Source organism: Janthinobacterium sp. (genome assembly GCF_031995485.1).
In the GTDB taxonomy this organism is placed as follows: domain Bacteria; phylum Pseudomonadota; class Gammaproteobacteria; order Burkholderiales; family Burkholderiaceae_D; genus Janthinobacterium.
The window spans coordinates 1-17,848 of sequence record NZ_DAMAGB010000012.1 but is presented as its reverse complement, the minus strand read 5'-3'; the positions used below and the strand labels follow the sequence as shown (position 1 = coordinate 17,848).

Here is a 17,848-nt window from a genome sequence, read left to right as displayed (position 1 = left end):
CGTGCGCAAGGTGACCGCCATCATGGCCGACATCAGCGTCGCCACCACCGAGCAGAGCGACGGCATCGCCCAGGTCAACCAGGCGCTGGCGCAGATGGATGGCGTCACGCAGCAGAATGCGGCGCTGGTCGAAGAAGCGGCCGCTGCCGCCGAGAGCCTGCAGGAGCAGGCGCAGCACCTGGCCGGGGTGGTCAGCGTGTTCAAGCTTGGCGAGCAGGCACGCCAGCCGGCGCCGGCCGTCGCCACGCCTGTGCGCGCGCCGCAGCCGGCAATCAGGAAAACAGCGCCCGCCAGGCAGCTAGCCGCCAGCAAGCCAGCCACCGCCAAACCTGCGCCGGGCGACGACTGGGAAGAGTTTTAAGCAGCACAGCCGCCAGGCGAACGCTGCCTCGCCAGCGTTCGCCATCGCGCCTGCCTAAATGCGGGTGGACAGAATATTCATTCAAGCGCATCATGGCTGGCCAGAGTCAGTTTTCCCGTCCGCAGCACCCACCGCAGGCCGAGTTCGCTCCTCCAGTTCCTTCCGTTTTTTTCCGCCGGTTCCGCTTGCAACGCTCCGGTGTCCACACGTGCCTATTCTGGAGCAATACCGAGATGGACTCGTCCTCCTTGTCCCCTGCACGGCTGGCCGCGGCGCAGGTCACGCTGGCCAACTGTGCCGATGAAGCGATCCACCTGCCGGGGCACATCCAGCCGCACGGCGCCCTGCTGGTCTTCAATACCGAAGGACGGTTGAGCGGCTGGTCCGCCAATGCCGCCAGCCTGCTGCAACTGGCGGTGCCCTTGTCGCCCGCCTTGCCGCTAGACGCGCTGGGGCTGGCGCCGGAAGCGGTACTGGCAGTGCTGGCCTGCCTGCACGACATCAGCGAAGGCGAAGCGGCGCCGATGATGACTGCCACGCAGATCGATGGCGTGCGGTTTGACTGCATCGCGCATGCCCACCTGGGCCGCGTGCTGCTGGAGTTCGAACGGTGCGGCCAGCCGGCAACCGAGGTGATGCGCCAGGTGCTGATGGCGCAGCAAATGTACGATCGCCTGAAGCGCCAGAAAAACATCACCGCCCTGCTGCAGTTTGCCGTCGAACAGGTGCGCGCGATGACCGGCTTCGACCGCGTGATGGCGTACCGTTTCCGCCATGACGACAGCGGCGAAGTGGTGGCCGAGGCGCGCCTGGAAAGCTGGCCGCCCTACCTGGGCCAGCGCTATCCGGCCAGCGACATTCCGGCCCAGGCGCGGCGCCTGTACATCATCAATACGGTGCGCCTGATTCCCGATGTCGGCTATGTGGCCGTGCCCATGCTGGGCACTACCGGCGATGGCGCAGTCGACATGAGCCATGGCGTGCTGCGCAGCGTCTCGCCGGTGCATGTCGAATACCTGCAGAACATGGGCGTGGCCGCTTCGATGAGCATCTCGATCCTGATCGACGGGCGCCTGTGGGGCATGCTGGCCTGCCACCATGGCAGCGCGCGCCATGTGCCGTATGCCGCGCGCATGGCCTGCGATGTGCTGGCCCAGGTACTTGCCTCGACCGCGCAGGTACTGGAAAGCCGGGCTCGCACGGCGCACCTGGCGACGGCGGCTGCCGTCTGCGAAGGACTGACGGCATCGCTGCTGGAAGAGGAAGACCTGGCGGCCGTGCTGCCGCGCCATGCCGATGCACTGATGGATGTGTTCGGTGCGCAGGCCCTGGTGCTGGCGCAGCATGGCAAGCTGCAGTGCCATGGAGAGGTACCGCCCGCACTGGCCGCCGCCATGCTGGCCACCTTGCCGCAGCATAGCGACAAGATGCTGCAGCGCTGTGCGCGCGACGACTGGCCGCAAGCGATACACGACGCGCTGGGCAAGTGGGTCGGATTGCTGGCACTCAGCTTCAATCCGTCCGGCAACGGCTGGCTGCTGCTCTTGCGCGTGGAACAGATTGAAGCGGTGCGCTGGGGCGGCAAGCCGGAAAAAATCGTCAGGGTCGGACCGCTGGGTCCACGGCTGACGCCGCGCGGCTCGTTTGCGCTGTGGTGCGAAACCGTGCATGGCCGCTGCGACCCGTGGGAATCGTGGCGCCTCGATGCGGCCATCGGCCTGCTGGCCGAATTGCACCGCGTCAGCCTGTTTGCCCAGGTCGAAGCGGACCGCGTGCGCGCGCTGCTGCTGGCCATGCTGGGACACGACCTGCGCGACCCGCTGCACGCGATCCAGATGGCGGCCACCATCTTGCAGCGCGACGAACGGCAGCAGGTGCTGGCGCGCCGCATCCAGTCGTCCGGCGCGCGCATGCAGCGCCTGATCAGCCAGGTCAGCGAGCTGAGCCTGCTGCGCACCAGCGCCGCCATGCAGCTCAAGCTGTGCAGGGTCGACCTGGCGGCGCTGATCATCGACCTGGTCGATGAATCGCGCACCACGCACGCCAGCATCGAACACTTGCTGGACCTGCCCGCCAGCTGCATGGTGGTGCTCGATGCCGACCGTATCGCGCAGGTCATCAGCAATCTGGTCAGCAACGCCCTGCACCATGGCGCCTGCATGCGGCCCCTGCAGGTCAGCCTGGCGCGGCGGGAAAACAGCGTCGTTATCAGCGTCAGCAACGAAAGCGCACCGATCAGCGCGCTTGCCGCCGGCAGCATGTTCGATCCGTTCAAAATCTCCGGCCTGCACAATGCGCGCAATCCGGGCGGCATGGGACTGGGCCTGTATATCGTGCAGGAAATCGTCAAGGCGCATCGCGGCACCATTACCTATCATTACGATGCGCCGCATGTGGTGTTCAGCGTAATGCTGCCGGCATCGGCACACGATGTGCCGGCGCGTGTATCGCCAGGATAGATTTCGATAGTTTCAAGAAAGAAATATTTCATATAATCCCGGCACCCAGGCCATTCAGCGCCTTCACTGATCATGGGAAAGACATGAAAACAACATTGGCCGTTCTTGCCACCTGCATCGTCGCTTCCACCATGCTGGCCGCCTGCGGCGGCGGCGGCAGCGACTCCTCCGGTTCCGCTACGGGAACCGTCACCGCGCCACTGTCCGTGTATGCCGGCACCTGGCAAGTCCCGTGCGACGACCATGAACTCGACAGCGTGACCTTGTCGGCCAAGGCCGACGGCACGCTGGACGTGGTTACCAAGGCGGAATACTTTGCAACGGCGAACTGCAGCGGCACGGCGCTGGCCACGCAAACCACCTCGGCCAATGCCAGCATCACGCTGACCGGTTCGGCCGATACGCCCGTCAAGCTCAGCACGAGCGGCGCCACCACCACCGTCAAGGTCGACAAGGTGAATGTCGCCATTCCTTCGTACAAGACGCTGATTACCGGCAGCGCGGTGCAATACCTGACCGAACTGGGGCAGGCAAAATGGTGCATCAACTTCAGTGCCTCGTCGCGCAGCTGCATCCTGGACACGGGCACGGAACCGGCCTCGTCGACCTCCGGCGCCATGTATATCAGCGGCAACTCCTTGTATCTGCTGAACCTGGAAAACGGCATCTATGTGCCGGACGAGGTCTACACACGCAAATAATCAGGGCAGCCTGAGCAGGCAACGGGCAAACACGCATCTGTTTGCTCGCGACTGTGCAGGATCGTACATACATGGCAAAAATACAAAGCTACTCTGTTAAAAAAACAGGAGCTTGCAATGTCTGTCACCGCCCATACCGTAGCACCCCCTGACGCCTTCGGCGCCGAGGCATTGGCCGCCGTGCTGGAGCCGCGCGATACCTCCCCCATCGAACAATTGCAGCGCCTGATCGAATCAGGCCTCGACCAGTTGCCGCTGCCCGGCCATGGCGCCACCCTGCAGCGCTGGCAGGCACTGGCGGCAATTGCCGCAGTCGACCTGTCGCTGCTCAAACTCTACGAAGGCCATACCGACGCGCTGGCCATCCTGGCCGAGATCGACGGCACCAGCGTGCCGGCCGGCAGCAGCTGGGGCGTCTGGTGCGCGGAAATGCCGGGCGCGCGCGTCAAGCTCCGGCAGGCGCCCGACGGACACTGGCAGCTCGACGGCCGCAAGGCCTGGTGTTCGGGCGCGGCGGGCATCAGCCACGCGCTGGTCAGCTGCTGGAACGAGGCCGGCGACGCCTGCCTGGCGTCGGTGGCGCTGGCGCAGCCCGCGGTCACCGTCACGCGGGAAGGCTGGCAGGCAGTCGGCATGGCCGGCAGCGCCAGCGTCGACGTGCAGTTTTCCGGCGCCCGCGCCACACCTGTCGGGCCACCGGGCGCCTACCTGGCGCGGCCCGGCTTCTGGCATGGCGGCGCCGGCATCGCGGCCGGCTGGTATGGCGCCGCCTGCGCCGTGGCCGGCTACCTGCATGCGCGCGCCCGTAACGCCACGCCCGACCCGGTACGCCTGGCGCAGCTGGGCCAGATCGACTGCGCGCTGCGCGCCGCCGGCGCCCTGCTGCGCGAAGGCGCGGCCGCCATCGACGCCCAGCCGCAGCGCGACGCGATGGAACTGGCCCTGCGCCTGCGCCTGGCGGTGGAAGACTGCGCCACGCTGGTGCTGCAATTAACTACACGCGCGCTGGGCGCCGGCCCCTTGTGCCGCGACGCCCGCTTTGCCCGGCTGGCGGCCGACCTGCCGGTGTTCCTGCGCCAGAGCCATGCCGAGCGCGACCAGGCCACCCTGGGTGGCATCGTGGCCGGCGTGGCCGATCATCCGTGGGGGCTGTGACATGAAAATGATGATGATCCCGGAGCAGGAACGCCGCATCGAGGGATGCGGCACCCCCGATGAAGAGTGGCAGGCCTGGCCCGGCCTGGCCGAGCTGCCCCCGGTCTCCGCGCGCCAGCTGGTGCCGGGCAGCGCGCGCGCCGTGGTCGTGGCACCCCATCCCGACGATGAAATCCTCGCCTGCGGCGGCCTGCTGCAGCTGCTGGCGCAACAGGGCAGCGAGGTGCTGCTGGTGGCCGTCACCGACGGCGACGCCAGCCATCCGGGTTCTGCCCTGTGGCCGAAAGAGCGCCTGAAAAGCGCGCGGCCCGACGAATCGCAACAGGCGGCCAGCGCGCTCGGCATCGCGCCGGCCTGGCTGCGCCTGCACCTGCCCGACGGCGGCGTCACCGCCCGCGAGAATCATCTGGCCGCCATGCTGCAGGAAATCCTGCGTCCGGGCGACACTGTGCTGACCACCTGGCGCCTGGACGGCCACCCCGATCACGAAGCGTGCGGCCGCGCCTGCGCCATGGCGGCGCCCGCCTGCGGCGCGCTGCTGGTGGAAATGCCGGTCTGGACCTGGCACTGGGCCGCACCCGGCGACGACCGCATCCCGTGGCAGCGCGCGCGCCGCCTGCCCTTGTCCGATAGCGTACTGCAGCGCAAGCGCGACGCCCTGCGCTGTTTCGCCAGCCAGATGGAAGGCGACCCATCCACCGGCCAGCCGCCCATCGTCGGCCCCCATGCCCTGCAACGCCTGCTGCATCCTTACGAGGTGTATTTCTCATGACTCCCATGACCAGCACGACCGCGCCCGCCGGCGACCAGCGCGGCGCCTATTTCGAACAGCTGTACCAGCAGGACGCCGATCCGTGGCGCGTGCGCGAGCGCTGGTATGAAGAGCGCAAGCGCGCGCTGCTGCTGGCCTGCCTGCCGCAGCGGCGCTACCGCAACGCGTACGAGCCGGGCTGCGGCAATGGCGAACTGACGCTGGAACTGGCGCGCCGCTGCGAGCGCCTGCTGGCGGCCGATTTTTCCGCCGAAGCGCTGCTGCTGGCGCAGCAACGGCTGGCCGATGCGGGCCAGGCTGGCAATGTCGCCTTCGAGCGCCACAAGCTGCCGCAGGACTGGCCGCGCACCACCAAGGGCGCGGAAAAATTCGACCTGATCGTCGTCAGCGAGATCGCCTACTACCTGTCGGCCGACGAGCTGGCGCTGCTGGTCGAACACAGCGTGGCCAGCCTGGCGCCGGGCGGCAGCATCGCGCTGTGCCACTGGCGCGCGCCGTTCGCGCAGCGCATCCTGTCGACCGTGCGCGTGCACGACGCGTTCCAGCACGCACCCGGCCTGCACTGCCTGCTGCGTCACGAAGAAACGGATTTTTTGCTGGGTGTGTGGTCCAACGATGAGCGCTCGGTGGCGCAGAAAGAAGGTTTCGCATGATAGGCGTCGTGATCCCCGTCCATAACGAAGAAGCCTGCCTGGCAGCCTGCCTGGAAGCGTTGAGCATGGCCGCCACCTGCCCGCAGTTGGCAGGCGAAGCCGTCTCCATCGTGGTCGTGCTCGACGCCTGCACCGACCGCTCGCAGCGCATCGTGCTGCGTCACGCCATGCAGGCCGACGCGCGCTGGCGCCTGGACTGCATTGCGGTCGATGCGCGCAACGTGGGCGCCGCGCGCGCGGCCGGCGCCAGATTATTGCTGTCTCGCGGCGCGCGCTGGCTGGCATTTACCGACGCCGACACCTGCGTCTCGCACGACTGGCTATCGATGCAGCTGCTGCAGAAAGCCGACGCCGTCTGCGGCACCGTGGCGGTTGACGACTGGTCGCCGCACGAGGATCACGCGCTCGCCCTGCGCGAGCACTTCGCCCGCACCTATACCGACGCCGATGGCCACCGCCATATCCACGGCGCCAACTTCGGCGTCTGCGCCAGGGCCTATCTGCGCGCCGGCGGCTTTGCGCCGCTGGCCTGCAGCGAAGACGTGGCGCTGGTCGCCGCCCTGCAGGCCACGGGCGCGCGCATCGCCTGGAGCGCCGCCCCGCGCGTGACCACCAGCGCGCGCCGCGACGCCAAGGCCAGGGGCGGCTTTGGCGACACCCTGCTGCAGGTGGTGGGAGCGATGGGGGTGGCGGAGGTGGTCAAGGAACTGGTGACATCGGCGGTACAGGCTCCGGCGCCGGCATTGAATGCCTGATCGAAGCTAAAACATCCCGGCGCGCGGGCCATCATCCGATGCGCCTGGCGCCAGATCCATGATCCGCTCGCCCAGCGCGATGCCCCATTCGCTCATCTGCATGCCGTGGCGCAGCGCCTGCTTCTGCCAGCGCGCCAGCGCCGCGTCGATCCCGGCATCGGCACCGGCCGAACGCAGGCTGCGCGCCAGGGTCAGGGCATTGGCGGCGGCCTTGGCGGCGCCGCCGGCAGTATGCGGGCGCGGCACGGAGGCGGCGTCGCCCACCAGCAGCACCCGGCCAAACACCATCTGCGGCACCTGCATGTCGAGTATCGCCTGCACGAACGGTTCGGGGGTCGCCTCGACCAGTTGCGCAAAGCTGGGCGCCAGCAGCTGCGCGGCATCGCGGCGCAAGGCGGCGACGGCCTCGGGCCGCATGGCGCCCGGCGGCAGCGAAAATTCGTGGGCCACGCCAGCGCGGTCGGTCAGCGCCTGCGCCAGGTCCGCGCCGGGCGCGACCTTGCGGTACCAGACCCAGTTGCGCCGGCGCTGGCCCGGCTGCGTGGATTCGTTTTCGCCTGGCACCAAATATTCGAGCAGCATATGATCGGTCCCTTGCTGGAACGCGAAGCTGTCGGCGAGTTTTTCGTGCAGCTGCGCCGGCAAGCCATGTTCGGCCGCCAGTCCGCGCCAGGCGACATAGCCGGCGTATGCGGGCGCGACCTGCGGCAGCAGTTGCCGGCGCACCGTCGAGCGCGAGCCGTCGGCGCCGATCAGCAGGTCGGCCTGTTCGACGCGGCCGCTGGCGAAATGCGCCGTGACGCGCGCGCCCTCCTGCTCGAAGCGCAGCAGGCGTTCGCCGGCCTGCAGCACGCCGTCCGGCAATGCCCGCCGCAGGCTGCCATGCAAGGTGTTCCAGGAGGTCTGCATCTGCGGCATCAGGGCGCGGCTGACGATCTCGTCCTGCAGGTTCAGGTAGATGCGCTCGCGCGACATCACGCCCAGCGGCACCGCATGCGGCACCTGGCCGAAATCGAACACGGCTTCGACCTCGGGCTGCAGCACGATGCCGCCGCCGCGGCTGTCCGGCATGCCGGCCGAGCGTTCGAACACCTGCACTTCCCAGCCGATGGCGCGCAGCGAGACGGCGGCAAACAGGCCGCCCAGCGAGCCGCCGACAATGACGGCGCGCGGACGGGACGTGGCGGGGTGCGGCACTGGCATGATATTTCTCCTTGAGATAGCCCGGCCTGCTGTCCAGGCACATCGCCGAGCTTATCTCAATGGCGGAAAAACACACTCGCCCATGGGTATGGGCGACTCATCCTTTCGTATGAGTCCTACCTCAGCGCCTCGGCCAGTCCCGGCGCAAATTCGGCGCCATGCGGCACCTGTGCGGTCGAGGCTTTGAGCGTGTCGCCGATCGGCTCGGCACGGCCGTCCAGGCACTTGCCGAGGAAGTTTTCCGTCACCGCATTGAAGGCGATATTGTTGACGGGCCGCGCGAAGCCGTGGCCTTCGTCGGGAAACACGACATAGGTGACGGGGATGTTTTTCGCCGCCATGGCTTCGACGATCTGCTCCGATTCGCGCACGTTGACGCGCGGATCGTTGGCGCCCTGGCCGATCAGCAGCGGGCGCCGGATATCGCCGGCAAAGTTCAGCGGCGAGCGCTCGCGCAGCAGCGCCTTGCCTTCGTCGGTGGTGGGGTCGCCCATGCGCTTGTAGAACTGCTGCTTGCCCGCTTCCCAGTACGGCGGTATCGTCTGCAGCAGGGTAAACAGGTTCGACGGGCCGACGATATCGACGCCGCAGGCGAAGGTCTCCGGCGTAAACGCCATGCCGGCCAAAGTCGCATAGCCGCCATACGAGCCGCCCATGATGGCGACCTTGTCGGCGCGCGCCACGCCGTTCTTGACGGCCCACTGTACCGCATCGATCAGGTCGTCATGCATCTTGCGGCCCCATTGCAGGTCGCCGGCCGAGATGAACTGCTTGCCGAAGCCGGTCGATCCGCGGAAGTTCACCGACAGCACCGCATAGCCGCGGTTGGCCAGCCACTGATGGTAGCCGCGGTAGCCGTAGCCGTCGCGCGCCCATGGCCCGCCATGCACCAGCAGCACCATCGGCACCGGCGTGCTGGCGCGCCCGCTGCCGCCGGCATCGACCGATTTCGGCAGACTCAGATACGACACCAGCGTCAGGCCGTCGCGCGCCCTGATTTCCTGCGCGTGCATCGGCACCAGCGGCGCGCCTTCCAGTTCGGGCCGCGTCACGTACAGCTGCGTCAGGCGCCTGGTCTTGCGCTCGTACAGCCAGGCCGAGGCGGGCGCGGTGACGGGGTCGACCGACAGCAGCCACTTGTCGTCGGCATCAGTGCGCGAACTGACGCTGAACTGGCCGTTGACGTTTTTCTTCAGGAACGCCAGGTCGGCCTTGATGTCGTTCGACAGCGGCACATATTCCTGGCGCAGATATTCGAGTCCGTAGGCCTGCGCGCGGCCGGTGCGCGGGTCGTACAGCGCGTCGGCGATATCGGCGCGCGGATCCTGCGCCAGCACCATGGTCTTGCCGCTGGCGACATCCTGCGCCAGCAGCGCCGACGTATTGCGCCCGCGCGAATCGGTCCAGTACAGCGTCTTGCCGTCGGCCGTGTAGCCCAGCGGCGACGTCGTCTGCGAGTCGTCCAGACCAACTTCGGTCAGGGGCGTGGTCTCGACCTTGCCGTCCACCACGCGGTAATAGGTCGAGCCGCCGTCGCTGCGCGCCTTGCTGGCCATGCGCAGCGTGAGCGTCTCGTCGGCCAGGTAGCCGGCATAGCCGTCGTTCTGCTGCACCAGCGTCAGCTTTCCGCTGGCCAGCTCCAGGCTGTACACGTCGTGCCAGCGCGCGTCGCGGTTGTTGATGCCGACCAGGATGCGGTCCTTCACCTTGCTGCTGATCTGTATCACCCGCACGCGCGTTTTTTCGAACGGCGTGTAGCTGGTCTGCTTGCCGCTGGCCACGTCAACGCCATACAGCAAAAAGTTCTCGTCGCCGCCCTTGTCCTGGATATACAGCAGCACTTTCGAGTCGGGCGACCAGAAGCTGCTGCGCACCGGCCGCACCTTTTCGTCCGTCAGCACGCGCGCCTTCGACGGATCGCTGGCCGGCGCCACCCACACATTGAGCACGCCGTCGCGCGGCGCGATCCACGACAGCCATTGGCCGTCCGGGCTGATCCGGCCGCCCGACTTGCTGGGATTGCCGAAAATTTTCGCGCGCTCGATCAGCGGCGTGGAGTCAATCGAAACCTGCGCCTGTGCGGGCAGCAGGCTGGCGAACAACAGGACTGGAACGACGGGCAGTAGACGGCGAATCATGGTCACCTCGTGGCGGGTTGGGAAAAAAACCAGGAATTTTTTATTGCCAATAAATCATAGATCAAAGCAACCTTGCCAGGTTGATCATCTGCCTGAAAGCCTGGAATGGCGTGACAGACTGCCCGAATGGCGGCATGAATGACAAAAGCGGCTGCACTGGCCTTTCAGGCAACAGTGCAAAAATCCCACACATTGTCACGAAAAATCACCTTGAACATGGACGTCTTGCAATACTGAAATATATAATTGGGAGTGATTCTCATTACGATTATCATTCACGAAATCGTTGAGTACTGATTTTGCACTTATTTCCAGGAGTTTGTGATGTCCCGCCACCATGCCCCAGCCCATCCCGCGTTCGTCCTGCATCCTTTACGGCGCGCCGCCAGGGCGACCCTGCTGTGCGCGAGCGCTGCCCTGATCCTGCCGATGCTGCCGGCCCACGCCGAAGCAGAAGCCGCCAGCGCCGACCAGGCCGACGCCACCCTGCCCGCCATTACGATTACCGGCACCGCCGACAAGGGCACCGCCACCGAAAATTCGCGCTCGCTGGCGTCGGGCAAGTCGACCGTGTTCAAGGGGTTCGAATCGAACCGCGAAATCCCGCAGCCGGTCACCGTCATCACGCGCCAGCTGCTGGACGACCGCGTCTTCTTCGACATGAATGAAGTGCTGCAGAATACGCCGGGGGTGACGGTCGATTACGTCGACAGCGAGCGCGTGCAGTATTTTTCGCGCGGCTACTCGATCGATGCGATGCAGGTCGACGGCCTGACGATCACGCAGGGCGGCTCGATCTTTATCCAGCCCGACACGGCAGTGCTGGACCATGTGGAAGTGCTGCGCGGTGCCTCCGGCATGCTGCGCGGCTCGGGCAGCCCGTCGGCCACCGTCAATATGGTGCGCAAGCGTCCGACCAAGGCCTTCCAGGCCAACCTCGGCGTGTCGCTCGGTTCGTGGGACCGCCGCCGCCTGGAAGCCGATGTCTCCGGTCCGCTCAATGAAGACGGCAGCATCCGCGGCCGCATCGTGGCGGTCAAGGACAAGAAGGAATTCTTCCAGGACGCCAAGGACGAGAACCGCAAGGTGCTGTACGGCGTGCTGGCGATCGACCTGAGCAAGAACACCACGCTGACCACCAGCCTGCAGCATACGGAACTGGACGCCACCGGCGCCTGGGGCGGCCTGCCGGGCAACTTCGATGGCTCCTCGCTGAACCTGCCGCGCAACACCTACCTGGGCGCCGACTGGAACCGCTGGAACCGCTACAACCAGCAGGCCTTCGTGGAACTGGAGCATCGCTTCGAGAACGACTGGACCGTCAAGCTGAGCAGCGAATACACGCGCATGCGCATGGACGACAACGGCTTCAAGCAAAGCTATTTCACGCGCTCGTCGACCACCAATCCCTACCTGTTCGGCGTGACCACCTCGCAATACACGGGTGACGCGGGCGACCAGGAAGCGACCGGCCTGACGGCCAACGGTCCGTTCACCTTGTTCGGCCGCAAGCACCAGCTGGTGGTCGGCGGCGAAAGCCTGCGCACCAAGACGCGCGCCACCGCCGGCGTGTTCAACCTGAACCCGCTGACCAATGTCGATATCCGCAACTGGAATCCGTACACCAGCTATATCGACAAGGATGCCACCGCCGTCAACAACCTGACGCCGACCTACACGCGCCAGCAGGGCCTGTTCGGCACGGCCCGCCTGTCGATCACCGATCCGCTGGCCGTCATCATCGGCGCGCGCGCCAGCTGGTGGGACTACAAGGCGCCAGCCACGCCTGCCACCAACTATGAAGTCAAGCACGAGATCACGCCGTTTGCCGGCGTCACCTACGACATCACGAAACAGATCAACGCGTATGCCAGCTATACCGAGATCTTCACGCCGCAGAACGTCAAGGACGTCAACAACAACCTGTTGAAACCGATCACCGGCGAAGACTACGAAGCAGGCCTGAAAGGCGAATTTTTGGGTGGCAAGCTGACCGCCTCGGCCGGCATCTTCCGCATCAACAACGAAGGCCGCGCGGTGGACGACACCAGCTCGACGCCGAATTGCGCGCCATCGAACCCGGGCGGCTACTGCCGCATTGCCGATGGCAAGACGCAAAGCGAAGGCTGGGAGCTGGAAGTGGCCGGCGAGATCATGCCGGGCTGGCAGGTGACGGGCGGCTATACCAATACCCGCACCAAATACCTGGTCGATCCGGCCAAGGCCAATATCGGCCAGCCGCTGCGCAGCATGGACCCGCGCCAGCAACTGCGCCTGTTCAGCAACTACCGCGCCAGCGGCGCCCTGCAAGGCCTGACCTTCGGCGGCGGCGTGGCGGTACAGGACAACTCGTACATGCGTTCCGGCGTGCTGACGGCGACCCAGGGCGGCTACTCGATCTTCAACGCCATGGCCGCCTACGAGTTCCGCAACGGCTACTCGCTGCAGGTCAACGTCAACAACCTGAGCGACAAGGTCTATTACAAGAAGTACGGCGCCACGGGCCTGAGCTACTACTATGGCGACCCGCGCAACGTGGTGGTGACCCTGCGCGCGAAATTCTGAGCGTAGTGTAAATAGAGAAACGGCCGCTCCATGGAGCGGCCGTTTTTACGTCAAGACTGAAGTGGCGATTGCGTCCGGCTGCTCCACCATATCAGCCACAGCAGCGCCACCTGCACCGGCAGGCGCAGCCACAATGCCCACAGCGGCACCGGGAACAGTTCAGGGCGCTGCAGCATGTAGAAATGCGCGGGCGTGACGGCAATCGTCAGCAGGAACAGGCCGATGCCGGCCGCCTTGCGCGTGGGCCGGTAAAGGATGCCAAGCGCGCCCAGCAGCTCGAACACGCCGCTGACCAGCACCGCCGCCACAGGCCAAGGCATCCACGGCGGCACGATGCGCGCCTCGGTATCGGTGGCAACAAAGTGCATGATGCCGCCGATAAAGAACCACAGGAAAATAAATATCAACCCTGCCGCCTGGCCCTTGCCGGCCTGGAGCATCGTCTGCAAGCGCATGCTTGTCCTCCCGTGCCGAGGCACATTTATTGGTATGCTGCCGCCGTTTCCGCCAGCGTGGTTTGCAGCGCGGTGAAGTCGACCGGCTTGGTCAGGTGGCGGTCAAAGCCGGCCTGCTGCGAACGCTGGCGATCCTGTTCGCTGCCCCAGCCCGTCAGCGCGATCAGCGTGGCGTGCGCCATGCCATCGATCTTGCGCATCGCCAGCGCCACATTGTAGCCGTCCATGTCGGGCAGGCCGATATCGAGCAGCACCAGCCGTGGCAGATGCTCGCTGGCCTGCTCCAGCGCCGCCGCCCCATTGTAGGCGACGATGACGTCATAGCCGCTGAACTCCAGCAGCGCGCTCAGGGTTTCGGCCGCATCCACATTGTCGTCGACCAGCAGCACCTTGAACGGCGCCACCGGCTGCGGCGCTTCGGGCAATGGCGTCGCCTGGACGCCAGCCGCCGCCGCATCGTCCACCGCCAGCGGCAGGCGCACCGTGAAGCGGCTGCCCCGGCCGATACCGTCGCTGGCCGCTTCGACCTGGCCGCCATGCAGCAGCACCAGCCGCTGCGCCAGGCTCAGCCCCACGCCGAGGCCGCCCTGCGACATGCCGATACTGCTCGGCACCTGCGCATACAGGTCGAACACGGTGGCCAGCACCTCCGGCGCGATGCCGACGCCGTTGTCCGTCACATCGATCACCACGCAGCCGGCATCGAGGCGTGCCGCCAGCGTGATAACGCCCTCTTTCGGCGTGTACTTGGCGGCGTTGTTGACCAGGTTGCTGAGCACCTGCGCGATGCGGTGGCGGTCCACATGCAGCGCCACCTCCTGCTGCGGCAGGTCGATGCTGAGCCGATGCCCCCCACCGCTGACCAGCGGCATGCTGATTTCCATTGCCTGCTTCACCACTGCGTCCAGCGTGACCGCCTCGCACTTGAGCTTGAGCTTGCCGCTGGTCAGCCTGGCCATGTCCAGCAGGTCGTCGACCAGGTGCACCATATGATTGACCTGGCGCTCCATCATGCCGCGGATATCGTGGCGCGAACCGGCGGCGGCGCCCGAGCGCATCAGCTCCAGGCCGGTACGGATCGGCGCCAGCGGGTTGCGCAGTTCGTGCGCCAGCGTCACCAGAAATTCGCTCTGCATGCGGTTTTTCTCGCCCAGTTCGCCGGCCAGCGCCTCGGCGCGCTCCTGCAGCAGCTTGAGTTCGTGCACATCGATGACGGTACCGACATAGCCGAACGGCGCGCCCTGTTCATCCACGCGCGGCTGGCCGATATCGATCATCCAGCGGTATTCGCCATCGTTGCGGCGCAGCCGGTAGTCGATCGAAAACGGCACATGCGCGGCGTTGGCCGCCAGGAATGCGTCGCGCGTGGCCGCGATATCGTCGCCATGCACGTTTTCCAGCCAGCCAAAGCCCAGTTCCTGCTCCGGCGTGCGGCCCGTGAAATCGCTCCAGCGCCGGCTCAGGTAGGTCGCATAGCCAGTCGCGTCGGTGGTCCACAGCATCACCGGGGAAGCATCGATCAGGGTGCGGAAATACGCTTCCTGCTTCAGTGCATCCTGGTGCTGGTGCTGGCGTTCACGCGCCAGTTCCACCTGCCGCTCGACGCGCGCCTGCAGTTCGTTGGCCGAGAACGGCTTGACCAGGTAGTCATCGGCGCCCGCGCGCAGGCCCTCGATCTTGGCCTCCTCGCCGGCCCGTGCCGACAGCAGCATCACCGGCAGATGGCGCAGCGAGGCGGTGGCGCGCAGCCGCGCGATCAGGCCGAAACCGTCGAGCTTGGGCATCATCACGTCGCTGACCAGGAGGTCGGGCGGCGCTTGCAGCAGCAGGGCGAAGGCCTCCTCGCCGTCGGCGCAGGCCGTCACATCGGCGTAGCTGCTCAGCAGCGACTTGATATACGCGCGCATGTCGTTATTGTCGTCCACCACCAGGATGCGCGGGCGCGCCAGCGGCGACTCGATGGCGGTGCCGGCTGCCAACGCGGGCGCTTGGGATGCAGGATCGGCCGCATCGGGCAGCCAGCGCAAGGCTTCCTCGACAAACGAGGCGCCCTGCTGCTGCGAACCGGCGCCGTCGAAATCGCGCGCCAGCCGCTCGGCCGGCAAATGCTCGCTGCCGAACGGGATATCCACATCGAAACGCGTGCCCTCGCCTTCGACGCTGTGCACCGCGATCGCGCCGCCATGCAGGCGCACCAGTTCCTGGATCAGCGCGAGACCAATGCCGGTGCCTTCATAGGTGCGCCCCGGCGCGCCTTCGATGCGGTGGAAGCGCTCGAACATGCGCGGCAGTTCGTGCGCCGGTATGCCGCCGCCGGTGTCCTGCACCGACAGGCGCGCCATGCCCTCATGGCGGCGCAGCGTGACCGTCACTTCGCCCTGCAGCGTAAATTTGAACGCGTTCGACAGCAGGTTGAAGACGATCTTTTCCCACATGTCGCGGTCGATATAAACGGACTCGCCCAGGTCGTCCAGCGCGACCGTATAGGCCAGCCCGCCCTTGGCCATCGCCGACTCGAACACGCTGGCCAGGTCCAGCGTCACATGGCGCAGGTCGGCCGGAATATAGGTGGCCACCACGCGGCCGGCCTCGATGCGCGAAAAATCGAGCAGCGAATTGACCAGTTTTAACAGGCGCAGCGAATTGCGGTGCGTGACCTCGATGCGCTGGCGCTGCACCGGATCGAGCACGTGGTTCACGTCGCCCAGCGCCTCGGCCAGCGGCCCCAGGATCAGGGTCAGCGGCGTACGGAATTCGTGCGAGACGTTGGAAAAGAAGGCTGTCTTGGAGCGGTCGATCTCGGCCAGTTCCTCGGCGCGGCGCTGTTCGCGTTCGTACGCCAGCACATTGCCCACCGCCGTATTGACGGCGCCGGCCAGCAGCGCGTAATAGTTGAAATATTCGGCGTCGAGTTCGCGGCAGGCGCTGACGCCGGCCACCAGGAAACCGAACAGCGCTTCCTGCCCCGGCAAGGCCAGCGGCAGCACCATCGCCGTGCGCGGCAGCAGCTCGTACGGGCCGCACGCAGCCACGCCCAGACGCTGTTCCAGGCCATCGACCTGCCGCATCACGCCCGCTTCGGCGGTGGCCACAAACGGCCAGATGGCGTCGTCGAAGGCGGCTTCGGACGGCGCCAGCGCGCTGCCCACCGACAGGCCCGCGCTGCCGCGCAATGCTACCCGCCCGCTGTCCGCATCGAGCTGGTAGAACAGCAAGAAAGGCACATCGAGCGCCAGACTACCGTACTGGCTGGCCATCTGCGCGCCGACATCAACCATCGAGCGCGCCGTGGCGATTGCCGCGCTCAAATCGCGCAGGCCCTGCGTGCGGCGTGCGTTGAGCACCTGCCCGGTCGACTCCGTAATCGGGTGGAACACGCCGCCGACCTTGCCCGATTCGTCGCGGATCGACGAAAACGAGAAGGTCATGAACGACTCTTCCAGGTAGCCGTAGCGGTCGAGGAACATGCGCTGGTCGCGGATATACGCGCCCTCGCCCTCGTGCGCGCGGTCGAACGCGTCGCCCACCACCGGCAAGGCAGTCGTCCAGCACACCTTGAACGGCTCGCCCATCGATTCCGGATGCTTGGCGCCGCAGATCGGGCGATACGCATCGTTATAGATCTGCACATCCTCCGGTCCCCACGCCACCAGGATCGGAAATGTCGACGACAGGCACAGGCTGACGGAGGTGCGCAGGCTTTGCGGCCAACTCTCCAGCGGACCGAGCGACGTCTTCGACCAGTCCATGGTGCGGATCAGCGCCCCCATTTCACCGCCGCCGGAGAGCCAGTTGAGATCGTGATTGAGCGGAGGTATCGCAGGCAAGGAGTTGGACTGGGTCACTGGGTTCTACCGGGCAGAAGGGGGATGAAGGCAGGTGAATGGAATCGGTGCCGTATTATATGACGGCCGGGTCGCTGGCCTGCAGGCAGATCGAAGCCGTGCACTTCCCTGCCCCGGAAAAAAGGCCTTGCACACAACGCCTCGTATTTATTTGACCACAGTGCATTGGTCGATAAACTCGAAAGCGTGGATATACAGCTCGCACAAATACTGCCTCAGATCCTGTTCAAAGCGCGGCGACGCCAGTCTCACGTCATCCCTGAACGAGCTGCGATGGCTCGTAGGCCGACCCGATATTGAGTTTGGCTTTGCCGTGCAGCACGGCCGTGCCGTCCGCCTTGCCGGTGAGGGTAATCGTGATGACCGGCGCCCCGCCCAGGATATCGCTGGTGGCCGCCATCGAGAAAATCATCGCGGTGCTATAGGACGCCTGCGAATGCGAGCTTTTCACCTGACAGGTGCCGCCATCGGCGACGATGGTCAGCCGCTCCTCCTTGAGGATCGGTTCGAAGCGCGCTACTGCCGCTCCCGTCCCTCTCCTCCAGCGCCAGTTTTCCCGCCAATTTCCTGCTCGCGCGCTCTTGTCTCGCCTGCTGATAAGCTGACATCTCCCGCCCCCATTGATGGAGGAGATCAATCATATAGCAAACGGGAAGCTGGCGGCTTTGGCTGCGGCGGATACCGCGCTGCCAAAACCGACGGACAAAAAAAAAGGCTATGTCACCATCAAGTGTGGAAAGCTTCCCATGGTGGCCTTGAGCAAGCTTGCTGGCGAGATGATTCTCC

The 17,848-nt window shown here is 65.9% G+C and carries 12 protein-coding genes and 1 pseudogene; 8 read left to right on the top strand and 5 right to left on the bottom strand.

The features are described 5' to 3' along the window. The 7 genes and pseudogenes from RTQ46_RS09935 to RTQ46_RS09905 all read left to right on the top strand — a co-directional run. Positions 1-361, top strand: a pseudogene (locus tag RTQ46_RS09935) (methyl-accepting chemotaxis protein); the annotation flags it as partial. Between the two features lie 233 nt (positions 362-594). After that, the gene (locus tag RTQ46_RS09930; RefSeq protein ID WP_312436263.1) at positions 595-2,820 is read left to right on the top strand and encodes an ATP-binding protein; all 2,226 of its coding nucleotides are present in this window, start codon (positions 595-597) and stop codon (positions 2,818-2,820) included. 83 nt (positions 2,821-2,903) lie between these two features. Further along, entirely contained in the window at positions 2,904-3,521 is a 618-nt protein-coding gene (locus RTQ46_RS09925) for a hypothetical protein (protein WP_312436261.1), read from the top strand. A gap of 117 nt (positions 3,522-3,638) precedes the next feature. Next, the gene (locus RTQ46_RS09920; protein WP_312436260.1) at positions 3,639-4,676 is read left to right on the top strand and encodes an acyl-CoA dehydrogenase; all 1,038 of its coding nucleotides are present in this window, start codon (positions 3,639-3,641) and stop codon (positions 4,674-4,676) included. Between the two features lies 1 nt (position 4,677). Beyond that, complete coding sequence (locus tag RTQ46_RS09915) at positions 4,678-5,448, top strand: PIG-L family deacetylase (RefSeq protein ID WP_312436259.1); 771 nt, start codon at positions 4,678-4,680, stop codon at positions 5,446-5,448. 5 nt (positions 5,449-5,453) lie between these two features. Then, on the top strand, positions 5,454-6,101 hold the full coding sequence (locus RTQ46_RS09910) for a class I SAM-dependent methyltransferase (RefSeq protein WP_312436258.1): 648 nt from the start codon (positions 5,454-5,456) through the stop codon (positions 6,099-6,101). Continuing rightward, positions 6,098-6,856: a glycosyltransferase gene (locus RTQ46_RS09905; protein WP_312436257.1), complete on the top strand. Its 759-nt coding sequence runs from the start codon at positions 6,098-6,100 to the stop codon at positions 6,854-6,856. The genes RTQ46_RS09910 and RTQ46_RS09905 overlap by 4 nt, the downstream gene beginning before the upstream one ends. Positions 6,857-6,862: 6 nt before the next feature. On the opposite strand, the gene RTQ46_RS09900 is transcribed toward RTQ46_RS09905, so the two are convergent. Continuing rightward, positions 6,863-8,059, bottom strand: a complete 1,197-nt coding sequence (locus tag RTQ46_RS09900; RefSeq protein ID WP_312436256.1) for an FAD binding domain-containing protein — start codon at positions 8,057-8,059, stop codon at positions 6,863-6,865. A gap of 116 nt (positions 8,060-8,175) precedes the next feature. Beyond that, positions 8,176-10,197 (bottom strand): S9 family peptidase, encoded by a 2,022-nt coding sequence (locus tag RTQ46_RS09895; protein WP_312436255.1) that lies wholly within the window; start codon positions 10,195-10,197, stop codon positions 8,176-8,178. A gap of 324 nt (positions 10,198-10,521) precedes the next feature. On the opposite strand from RTQ46_RS09895, the gene RTQ46_RS09890 reads away from it, so the two are divergent. Continuing rightward, complete coding sequence (locus RTQ46_RS09890; protein ID WP_312436254.1) at positions 10,522-12,762, top strand: TonB-dependent siderophore receptor; 2,241 nt, start codon at positions 10,522-10,524, stop codon at positions 12,760-12,762. Between the two features lie 50 nt (positions 12,763-12,812). Here the strand turns inward: RTQ46_RS09890 and RTQ46_RS09885 are convergent, their stop codons facing one another. The 3 genes from RTQ46_RS09885 to RTQ46_RS09875 all read right to left on the bottom strand — a co-directional run bounded on the left by RTQ46_RS09885 (position 12,813) and on the right by RTQ46_RS09875 (position 17,699). Then, positions 12,813-13,217 (bottom strand): hypothetical protein, encoded by a 405-nt coding sequence (locus RTQ46_RS09885; RefSeq protein WP_312436253.1) that lies wholly within the window; start codon positions 13,215-13,217, stop codon positions 12,813-12,815. A gap of 26 nt (positions 13,218-13,243) precedes the next feature. Beyond that, complete coding sequence (locus tag RTQ46_RS09880) at positions 13,244-17,062, bottom strand: ATP-binding protein (protein ID WP_312436252.1); 3,819 nt, start codon at positions 17,060-17,062, stop codon at positions 13,244-13,246. Positions 17,063-17,315: 253 nt separating this feature from the next. Next, positions 17,316-17,699 (bottom strand): hypothetical protein, encoded by a 384-nt coding sequence (locus RTQ46_RS09875; protein WP_312436251.1) that lies wholly within the window; start codon positions 17,697-17,699, stop codon positions 17,316-17,318. Between the last annotated feature and the right edge of the window lie 149 nt (positions 17,700-17,848).

Bases quoted from the DNA above. Each gene is read 5' to 3' on its own strand.
- RTQ46_RS09930 (WP_312436263.1), top strand. From the start codon at position 595: ATGGACTCGTCCTCCTTGTCCCCTGCACGGCTGGCCGCGGCGCAGGTC.
- RTQ46_RS09925 (WP_312436261.1), top strand. From the start codon at position 2,904: ATGAAAACAACATTGGCCGTTCTTGCCACCTGCATCGTCGCTTCCACC.
- RTQ46_RS09920 (WP_312436260.1), top strand. From the start codon at position 3,639: ATGTCTGTCACCGCCCATACCGTAGCACCCCCTGACGCCTTCGGCGCC.
- RTQ46_RS09915 (WP_312436259.1), top strand. From the start codon at position 4,678: ATGAAAATGATGATGATCCCGGAGCAGGAACGCCGCATCGAGGGATGC.
- RTQ46_RS09910 (WP_312436258.1), top strand. From the start codon at position 5,454: ATGACCAGCACGACCGCGCCCGCCGGCGACCAGCGCGGCGCCTATTTC.
- RTQ46_RS09905 (WP_312436257.1), top strand. From the start codon at position 6,098: ATGATAGGCGTCGTGATCCCCGTCCATAACGAAGAAGCCTGCCTGGCA.
- RTQ46_RS09900 (WP_312436256.1), bottom strand. From the start codon at position 8,059: ATGCCAGTGCCGCACCCCGCCACGTCCCGTCCGCGCGCCGTCATTGTC.
- RTQ46_RS09895 (WP_312436255.1), bottom strand. From the start codon at position 10,197: ATGATTCGCCGTCTACTGCCCGTCGTTCCAGTCCTGTTGTTCGCCAGC.
- RTQ46_RS09890 (WP_312436254.1), top strand. From the start codon at position 10,522: ATGTCCCGCCACCATGCCCCAGCCCATCCCGCGTTCGTCCTGCATCCT.
- RTQ46_RS09885 (WP_312436253.1), bottom strand. From the start codon at position 13,217: ATGCGCTTGCAGACGATGCTCCAGGCCGGCAAGGGCCAGGCGGCAGGG.